At 71.4% G+C, this 8,483-nt stretch carries 9 protein-coding genes; 5 read left to right on the top strand and 4 right to left on the bottom strand.

The genetic code is table 11. From position 1 onward, the window contains the following. Window positions 1-288 precede the first annotated feature (288 nt). The 3 genes from FV223_RS13780 to rlmJ all read left to right on the top strand — a co-directional run bounded on the left by FV223_RS13780 (window position 289) and on the right by rlmJ (window position 2,327). Window positions 289-756, top strand: coding sequence for a hypothetical protein (locus tag FV223_RS13780; RefSeq protein ID WP_147727579.1), 468 nt, complete (start codon window positions 289-291; stop codon window positions 754-756). Then, on the top strand, window positions 753-1,415 hold the full coding sequence (locus tag FV223_RS13775) for a ribonuclease T2 (RefSeq protein ID WP_147727578.1): 663 nt from the start codon (window positions 753-755) through the stop codon (window positions 1,413-1,415). Before FV223_RS13780 ends, FV223_RS13775 begins: the two co-directional genes overlap by 4 nt. 66 nt (window positions 1,416-1,481) lie before the next feature. After that, window positions 1,482-2,327, top strand: a complete 846-nt coding sequence (gene rlmJ / locus FV223_RS13770; RefSeq protein ID WP_147727577.1) for a 23S rRNA (adenine(2030)-N(6))-methyltransferase RlmJ — start codon at window positions 1,482-1,484, stop codon at window positions 2,325-2,327. Between the two features lie 80 nt (window positions 2,328-2,407). Here rlmJ and FV223_RS13765 read toward each other — a convergent pair whose 3' ends face one another. Continuing rightward, the gene (locus FV223_RS13765; protein WP_147727576.1) at window positions 2,408-4,555 is read right to left on the bottom strand and encodes a sodium-translocating pyrophosphatase; all 2,148 of its coding nucleotides are present in this window, start codon (window positions 4,553-4,555) and stop codon (window positions 2,408-2,410) included. A 278-nt stretch (window positions 4,556-4,833) separates the two neighbouring features. On the opposite strand from FV223_RS13765, the gene FV223_RS13760 reads away from it, so the two are divergent. Continuing rightward, on the top strand, window positions 4,834-5,310 hold the full coding sequence (locus FV223_RS13760; RefSeq protein ID WP_246689682.1) for a hypothetical protein: 477 nt from the start codon (window positions 4,834-4,836) through the stop codon (window positions 5,308-5,310). On the opposite strand, the gene thiL is transcribed toward FV223_RS13760, so the two are convergent. The 3 genes from thiL to ribH are packed head-to-tail and all read right to left on the bottom strand — an operon-like array spanning window position 5,230 to window position 7,205. Next, the gene (gene thiL, locus FV223_RS13755; protein WP_147727575.1) at window positions 5,230-6,225 is read right to left on the bottom strand and encodes a thiamine-phosphate kinase; all 996 of its coding nucleotides are present in this window, start codon (window positions 6,223-6,225) and stop codon (window positions 5,230-5,232) included. The two genes, FV223_RS13760 and thiL, sit on opposite strands and share 81 nt — an antisense overlap. 7 nt (window positions 6,226-6,232) lie before the next feature. Continuing rightward, on the bottom strand, window positions 6,233-6,703 hold the full coding sequence (gene nusB, locus FV223_RS13750; RefSeq protein WP_147727574.1) for a transcription antitermination factor NusB: 471 nt from the start codon (window positions 6,701-6,703) through the stop codon (window positions 6,233-6,235). 13 nt (window positions 6,704-6,716) lie between these two features. Next, a complete protein-coding gene (ribH, locus tag FV223_RS13745; protein WP_147727573.1) occupies window positions 6,717-7,205 on the bottom strand; it encodes a 6,7-dimethyl-8-ribityllumazine synthase in 489 nt (162 codons plus the stop codon). Between the two features lie 328 nt (window positions 7,206-7,533). On the opposite strand from ribH, the gene FV223_RS13740 reads away from it, so the two are divergent. Next, the coding region (locus FV223_RS13740) for an ABC transporter ATP-binding protein (RefSeq protein ID WP_246689681.1) at window positions 7,534-8,483 on the top strand (950 nt) is incomplete at its 3' end.

Here is an 8,483-nt window from a genome sequence, read left to right as displayed (position 1 = left end):
GCCTACGCCTCGGCCCCGGCGCCGCGCCCGCTTCCGGCACGTCCGGCGCCCCGCGTCGCGGCGGCCTTGCCGGAGGAGGACGTGGGTGGCGGTTCCGAGGAGCCGCTCTCGCTCGCCGCGCCCGGGCTGTCGTCGGGGCCGATCTACTGAGCGTCATCCGGCCGGCGGGTGTGCCTCCCGTGCGCCACCGGCCCGCGAAAGCGTGGCCGGACGGGTCGTCCGGCTTGACTTGAGCGTGCCCCGGGCCATCGTCCCTGGATGCAGGACAACACGCGGAAAGCACCCGCCATGCGCTCGAACGCCGTCTCCGTCGCTTTTGGCGTCGGCCTCATCCTCGCCGGCTGCCTGCAGCCGGCCTTCGCCCGCTCGGCGCGGGAGGACATCGAGCCTTCCGAGGAGCGCGCCTTCCCCTTCGACGCCAACATCCCGGCCTGCCAGGATTCGAGCGTGCTGGAGAAGGTCTCGACGCAGTTCGCCGAGAAGGAGGCGAAGTTCTGGAACTCGTCCCTGACGATCGTAGCCTACGACACGATCGAGCGGACGGCGTGGCGGCCGTGGGGTCTCGATTTCATCCCGCGGCGATTCTGCACCGCGACTGCGACCACCTCGGACGGCGTCCGCCGCAAGGTCGACTACTCCGTGCGCGAGAGCCTCGGCATCATCGGCGCGACCTGGGGCGTCGAGCTCTGCGTCCACGGCCTCGACCGCGACCTGAGCTACGCCTACGCCACCGCCTGCCGCATGGCGCGCCCGTGACGCGTGCCGGCCTCGCCCTGGCGGCCCTGCTGGCCGCCGGAAGCGCGCAGGCGCAGGACTACGGCGGCTTCGGCCGCGGCAACGACACGCCCGGCGGCTTCGACTTCTACGTCCTGGCCCTGTCCTGGTCCCCGACCTACTGCGAGACCGCCGGCCAGCGCGACGACCGCCAATGCGCCGCCGGGCGCGGCCTCGGCTTCGTCGTGCACGGGCTGTGGCCGCAATACACCCGCGGCTACCCGCAGAACTGCTCGGCCGTGCAGCGCTCGCCGACGCCGCAGGCCATGGAGGTCGCCGGCCAGGTCTACCCGAGCGAGGGGCTCGCCCGCTACGAGTGGCGCAAGCACGGCACCTGCTCCGGCCTCGACCCGACCGCCTACTTCAACGCCGCCCGCACCGCGCGTCTGGCGGTGACCATCCCCGACGACCTCAAGACCTCGGGTTCGGAGCGCCGCTTGGCGCCGGTCGAGATCGCGCGGCAGTTCGTGACCGCGAACCCCGGCTTGCGGCCGGACATGATGGCGGTGTCCTGCGCCCGCGGGCAGCTCCAGGACGTGCGGATCTGCTTCACCAAGGACCTGCGCGGGTTCGCCGCCTGCCCGGAGGTCGCGCGCGGCAATTGCCGCGCGCCCGAGATCACGGTCGGCGCCGCGCGCTGAGCCTTTTCGGCGGATTCGGGGTCCGACGGCTGGACCCGGGCCGCCGGATCCGCTTGATCGTCCGTCATGAACTATCGCCACGCCTTCCATGCCGGCAACTTCGCGGACGTGCTCAAGCACCTCGTGCTGACGCGGGTGCTCGCGCATCTCGGCCTCAAGCCGGCGCCCTATCGGGCGATCGACACCCATGCGGGCCTCGGCTTCTACGACCTCACCGCCGAAGAGGCCGGGCGCACCGCCGAGTGGGTCGACGGCTGGGGACGCCTCGACGACCCGTTTCCGCAGGCCGTGGAGGATCTGCTTGCCCCCTACCGCGCCGCGGTCGCCGCGGTCCGGGCGCGCCACGGCGCCACCACCTATCCCGGCTCGCCGGCGCTGATCCGCGAGTTCTTGCGAGCCGAGGACCAGGGCGTGTTCGTCGAGCTGCATCCCGAGGACCACGCGGTGCTGCGCGAGCGCTTCAACGGTCACGCCCGCACCAAGGTGCTGCACCTCGACGGCTGGACCGCCCTCAACGCGATGATCCCGCCGCCCGAGCGCCGCGGGCTCGTCCTGATCGACCCGCCCTACGAGGTGCCGGGCGAGATCGACCGGCTCGGCGCCCATCTGGCCAGGGCGGTGGCGAAGTGGCCGACCGGCGTGTTCCTGGCCTGGTACCCGATCAAGACCCTCGCCGCCGTCGACCGCATGGTCGCCGCGCTGGACGGCGCCCTGACCCGCCCGGCGCTCCGCCTCGACCTCATGATCGACCGGCCCGACGACACGCGGCTCACCAGCAACGGCCTGATCGTGGTCAACCCGCCCTGGCGCCTGGCGGAGGAAGCCGCGCTGTTCCTGCCGGCCCTGGCCGAGCGCCTGGCCCGCGGCGCGTACGGCGCGTTTCGCTGCAAGGCGATCGGGACGGTTGCTTGAAGTCCGTCGGATCCGCCCCGCATCCGAGACCAGACCACACCTCAGGATGAGGAGGAAGATGGGATCGACCGGCATCGACCTCACGCATGCGCCAGGATCGCCAGCAGCAGCAATGCGATGATGTTGGTGATCTTGATTGCCGGGTTCACCGCGGGGCCGGCGGTGTCCTTGTAGGGGTCGCCGACGGTATCGCCGGTGACGGCCGCCTTGTGCGCGTCCGAGCCCTTGCCGCCGTGATGGCCGTCCTCGATGTACTTCTTCGCGTTGTCCCAGGCGCCGCCGCCCGAGGTCATCGAGATCGCCACGTAGAGGCCGGTGAGGATCACGCCGAGAAGGCTCGCGCCGACCGTGGCGAAGGCCTGGGACTTGCCCGCGACGAGCTGGATCGCGAAGAACAGCACGATCGGCATCAGCACCGGCAGCAGCGAGGGCACGATCATCTCGCGGATCGCCGCCCGCGTCAGCATGTCGACGGCGCGGCCGTAATCCGGCCGGTCGGTGCCGGCCATGATCCCCGGCTTCTCCCGGAACTGGCGGCGGACCTCCTCGACCACGGCGCCGGCCGCCCGGCCCACGGCCGTCATCGCCATGCCGGCGAACAGGAACGGAATCAGCCCCCCGATCAGCAGGCCGACGACGACGTAGGGGTTGGACAGCGAGAAATCGACCGTGACGCCCTTGAAGAAGCGGTACTGCGTGTCGCTGGCGTTGGCGATGAAGTAGTCGAGGTCCGAGGTGTAGGCGGCGAACAGCACCAGCGCCCCGAGGCCGGCCGAGCCGATCGCGTAGCCCTTGGTGACCGCCTTGGTGGTGTTGCCGACGGCGTCGAGGGCGTCGGTTGACTTGCGGACCTCGGAGGGCAGGCCCGCCATCTCGGCGATGCCGCCGGCGTTGTCGGTGACCGGGCCGAAGGCGTCGAGCGCTACGATGAAGCCGGCGAGCGCCAGCATCGCCGTGACCGCGATGGCGATGCCGAACAGCCCCGCCAGCGCATAGGTGGAGATGATGCCGCCGACGATCACGAGGGCCGGAAGCGCGGTCGATTCGAGCGAGACCGCGAGGCCCTGGATCACGTTGGTGCCGTGCCCGGTGACCGAGGCGTCGGCGATCGACTTCACCGGGCGGAAGTTCGTGCCGGTGTAGTACTCGGTGATGACCACGATCAGCGCGGTGATCGCGAGGCCGATCACCGCGCAGCCGAGCAGGCCGCCCGACGTGAAGCTGACGCCGGTGGAGGTGGTGAAGCGCGTCGCGAAACCGCCGAACAGGGCGAGGTTGACGGCGGCGATGGCCCCGACCGAGAGCACGCCCGCGGTGATCAGGCCCTTGTACAGCGCCCCCATGATCGACTGGTTCGACCCGAGCCGCACGGCGTAGGTGCCGGCGATCGAGGTGAGGATGCAGGCCGAGCCGATGGCCAGCGGATAGATCATCATCGCCTCGAGCACGTTGCGGCCCGCGACGTCGACCTGCCCGCCGAAGAAGATCGCCGCGAGCACCATCGTGGCGACGACGGTGACGGCGTAGGTCTCGAACAGGTCGGCCGCCATGCCGGCGCAATCGCCGACGTTGTCGCCGACGTTGTCGGCGATGGTGGCGGGGTTGCGCGGGTCGTCCTCCGGGATCCCCGCCTCGACCTTGCCGACGAGGTCGCCGCCGACGTCGGCGCCCTTGGTGAAGATGCCGCCGCCGAGGCGGGCGAAGATCGAGATCAGCGAGGCGCCGAAGCCGAGCGCGACGAGCGCGTCGATGACCTCGCGGCTGGCCGGCGGCAGGCCGGCCCCGCGGGTGAGATAGAGGTAGTAGAAGGCGACGCCGAGCAGCGCGAGCCCCGCGACCAGCATGCCGGTGACGGCGCCCGACTTGAACGCGACCTCGAGGCCGCCGCCGAGCGACGTCGAGGCCGCCTGCGCCGTGCGCACGTTGGCGCGCACCGAGACGTTCATGCCGATGAAGCCGGCCGCCCCGGACAGGACCGCGCCGATGAGGAAGCCGATGGCGACCTTGATCCCGAGGAAGAAGGCCAAAGCCGCGAACAGCACGACGCCGACGAGGCCGATGGTGGCGTATTGGCGCTTGAGATAGGCCTGCGCGCCCTCGGCGATCGCGGCGGCGATCTCCTGCATGCGCTGCGTGCCGGCGTCCCGTCTCATCACGTCGTTGATCGTCACGATGCCGTAGGCGACGGCGCACAGCCCGCCCAGGATGATCAGCAGCAAAGCGGTCATGCACCCGTCCCTTGTTCTCGTGATGCCTGGCGTCGGCTTGATGTTGTCGAGCTTGGCCCTTGGGCCCGGACGAACGGCTCGGATTCGGCATTCCTTCCCAGAAGTGCGAGACTTGATTGCCAAACTTCGCGGTCGAGCGCAAACGCCACTTTTGTATTTCGACACGAGATCTTGCTGCAACGCAGCAATGAGCATTGAATTCTGATTTGCGGCCTGCCCGCTCATCGTTAGCCGGGTTTTGCGCGTGGTCCGATCCGGACCCCGCGACGCGCGGCGGGATGCACGTTTACCGGCCGTTAACCATGACGAACACTACCTTCGGTTGCATCAACGAAGAGTGCTCGACGATGAGTGGCGATCAGGTGGCGAAGCTCGCAGCGACGATCGAGGTGCTGACGAACGTGGTGCAGTTCCTGGTGGCGGAACGCGTCAGCATGCAGCCGCCGTCCGTGCACGGCGCGCTGCTTCAGGTCCTCCAGCGCTCGCTCTCCGCCCCGGCGGAGCGGGACGATGCGCATCCCGACGGCACGGCGGTGCAGCGGGCCGACCTCGCCCATTGGACGCCGATCATCGCCGCCACCCTCATCGACGATGTCCGGCGCCAGCTCGGCCGCGAGCCCGAGGGTTTGCCGCACGACGCGGCGCCTCAGGTTCGGACGGTCTCCGAGACCTTCTCAGAAATGGCTGAACGCGCCCGCCGCGAAACCGCGCGTGGCTCCGTCGACACCCTGAAAGCCGGGCCGTCCGCTGCCTGAGGCGACGGTGCCGAGGACCGCGACCGGCACGCCCGCGAGCGAAGCCGCCTGGCGGAACGCGTCGAGGTCGTCGGGCGCCACGGTACAGAGGATCTCGTAATCGTCGCCGCCGGTGACGGCGACGTCGAGCAGGTCGGGCCTCCCATCGACGACGCGGGCGGCGGCTTGCGAGAGCGGGACGGCCGCGGTGTCGATCGTCGCCGTCGCGCCGGCCCCGGCCAGCATCTTGGCGAGGTCGCCGGCGAGCCCGTCGGACACGTCCATCGCCGCGGTCGCGAAGCGCAGCACGGCGTCGGCGAGGGCCAGCCGCGGCCGCGGGTGCAGGTAGCGGTCGGCCAGATGGCTGCGCGATGCGCCATCGAGCGCCCGGACCCATTCGGCATCCGGCTCGAGCCGCATCCGCAGGCCGAGCGCCGCGTCGCCGATGGTGCCGCTGACGCAGATCCGGTCGCCGACCCGCGCCGTGGTACGGCGCACGATGCGCCCCGCGGGGACTTCGCCGATCGCGGTGACGCCGATCAGCGCCGGACCGCCCGACCGCACCGTGTCGCCGCCGAGCAGCGGGCAGCCGGACGCCCGGCTCGCCTGCCCGAGCCCTTCGGCGAAGGCGGCGAGCCACGCCTCGGTCCAGTCCGCCGGCAAAGCCAGCGTGAGCAGGAAGCCGCGCGGCGCGGCGCCCTTGGCGGCGATGTCGGAGAGGTTCACCCCGAGCGCCTTGCGCGCGAGCGAGCCGGGCGGGTCGTCGGGAAAGTAGTGGACGCCGGAGACGATCGCGTCGGCGGTGAGCACGAGGTCGTGGCCGGGGCTCGGCGCGAGGCTCGCCGCATCGTCGCGCAGGCCGTCGGCGCCGGGACCAGCGAGCGGCGCGAAGTAGCGCGCGATCAGCGCGTCCTCGGTCGGGCGCGATGCGCTCACCGGACGCTCACCCCTGCTTGGCGCCGGCCAGTTCCGCCGCGCGGGTCTGGCGCGCGACCTTGTCGAGGACGGCGTTGACCATGCCCGGCTCGTCGCCGGTGTAGAAGCTGTGGGCGACGTCGACGTATTCCGAGATGGCGGCGCGGGCCGGAACGTCGCGGCGGAACATCAGCTCGTAGGTGCCGGCGCGCAGGATGGCGCGCAGCACCACCTCGATGCGCTTGAGCGGCCAGCCCTGGCTCAACGCCTGGTCGATCTGCGGATCGATCGTGCGCTGCTCCTCCACCACGCCGCGCAGCAGGTCGCGGAAGAAGGCAGGCTCGGCCGCCGGGTGCAGCACGCCGTCGATCTCCTTGCCGAGCCAGAAGGTCTCGAACTCGGCGAGCGCGTCGAGCACGCCCTTGCCGGAGATCTCCATGTCGTAGAGCGCCTGCACCACGGAGAGCCGGGCGCCGCTGCGCGGATTGATCTTGGTCATGATCGTCAGGCTCTCATGCAGCGGCGGCCGCGCGCTTGAGCGCCAGCACCGCGAGTGCCGCCTCGGCCGCGCCGCCGCCCTTGTTCATCTCGGAGACGCGGGCACGGGCCTGGGCCTGAGCCTCGTTCTCCACCGTCAGGATGCCGTTGCCGAGCGGCAGGCGCAGGTCGACGGACAGGTCCATCAGCGCGCGCGCGCTCTCGCCGGCGACGATGTCGTAATGCCCGGTTTCGCCGCGGATGACGCAGCCCAGAGCCACCACGGCGTCGTAGGGCGTGCCGGCCGTCTCGGCCGCTGCGAGCAGGATCGCCACCGTCGCCGGGATCTCGAGCGCGCCCGGCACCGTCACGACCGTCGCCTCGGCCTCGGCCGCCGCGATGGCGGCGCGGGCGCCTTCGAGCAGGTCGTCGGACAGGCCGTCGTAGAAGCGCGCCTCGACCACGAGGACCCGGGCGCCGGGCGTTTTCGGGGACGCGGGCGCGTCCTTGCGTTCGATGTACATGGGACTCGTGGGACTCCGGCGGACCCGCCGCGCGGGCGGCGGGCGCTGACCGACGCGCCGTCTCCGGCCGTCTCGCATCCAGGGTGTTCGGGGCAGCGAGGGTTAGACCGAAGCGGCCGCCGCCACAAGCGCGCCCGCACGGGGCCGCCTGCGGGCAGGGCATCGCTTCCATGCGCCCGGGTCCATGCGACCGAGTGCATATGCCCGATTCCCCGGGCCCGAGCGCGACGCGGCAGGCGGCGCATCGTTTTCCCGGCATCGGCGTGGCCGGGATGGCCCGCGGCTTGCTCCCCGGTTTCGCCGCAGGGGTGCCGGGCGAAGGAACCGCATGAACGTCGAGCTGATCGGGCTGACCAAGCGCTACGGCGCGACCCTCGCCGTCGATGCGATCGACCTGAAAATCCCGTCGGGCGCCTATTGCTGCCTGCTCGGCCCGTCGGGCTGCGGCAAGACCACGACGCTGCGGATGATCGGCGGCCACGAGGCGGTCAGCGCCGGCGAGGTCGTGATCGGCCCGCGCGCCGTCGGTGACGCGCCGCCCGCGGAGCGCGGCACGGCGATGATGTTCCAGAGCTACGCGCTGTTCCCGCACCTGACCTGCCGGGACAACGTCGCGTTCTCGCTCAGGATGCGCGGCGTCGCGAAGGCCGAGCGCCGCGCCAAGGCCGACGCGATGCTCGACCTCGTGCAGATGGGGCACCTCGCCGACCGGCTTCCGGCGCAGCTCTCGGGCGGGCAGCAGCAGCGCGTGGCGCTCGCCCGCGCGCTGGTCACCGGACCGAAGGTGCTGCTCCTCGACGAGCCGCTTTCGGCCCTCGACCCGTTCCTCCGGGTGCGGATGCGGGTGGAGCTCAAGCGCATCCAGGCCGAACTCGGCCTCACCTTCATCCACGTCACCCACAGCCAGGAGGAGGCGATGGCGCTCTCCGACCTCGTCGTGGTGATGAACGGCGGCAAGATCGAGCAGGCCGGCGACCCGCGCACGGTGTTCGAGCGGCCGGCCTCGGCCTTCGTCGCCCGCTTCATCGGCGGCCACAACGTCATCGCCCTGCCCGAGGGCAAGGTCGCGGTGCGCGCCGAGCGCCGAGGTGTAGAGCCCCATGGCGGTGCCGTGGTCCTGCAGCCATCCCCAGCCGGTGGCGGAAGCCGAAGCGGAGCGAGCGCCCGAACGCCGCCCAGATGTCGACGATGCCGCCGCCGGCCCAGAGCTTGGCGAACCAGTGCGTCGAGACGCCGTTCATCGGAAACGTCAGGCCGCCCTGCGGACCCTGGAAGCTC

Origin of the sequence: Methylobacterium sp. WL116 (assembly GCF_008039455.1) — a bacterium.
Lineage (GTDB): Bacteria > Pseudomonadota > Alphaproteobacteria > Rhizobiales > Beijerinckiaceae > Methylobacterium.
The sequence above is the reverse complement of the archived record's forward strand: the minus strand, read 5'-3'. Positions and strand labels throughout refer to the sequence as shown.

Excerpts from the sequence above, each read along its gene's own strand:
- FV223_RS13780 (WP_147727579.1), top strand. The coding sequence starts at position 289 with ATGCGCTCGAACGCCGTCTCCGTCGCTTTTGGCGTCGGCCTCATCCTC.
- rlmJ (WP_147727577.1), top strand. The coding sequence starts at position 1,482 with ATGAACTATCGCCACGCCTTCCATGCCGGCAACTTCGCGGACGTGCTC.
- FV223_RS13765 (WP_147727576.1), bottom strand. The coding sequence starts at position 4,555 with ATGACCGCTTTGCTGCTGATCATCCTGGGCGGGCTGTGCGCCGTCGCC.
- FV223_RS13760 (WP_246689682.1), top strand. The coding sequence starts at position 4,834 with ATGCACGTTTACCGGCCGTTAACCATGACGAACACTACCTTCGGTTGC.
- nusB (WP_147727574.1), bottom strand. The coding sequence starts at position 6,703 with ATGACCAAGATCAATCCGCGCAGCGGCGCCCGGCTCTCCGTGGTGCAG.
- ribH (WP_147727573.1), bottom strand. The coding sequence starts at position 7,205 with ATGTACATCGAACGCAAGGACGCGCCCGCGTCCCCGAAAACGCCCGGC.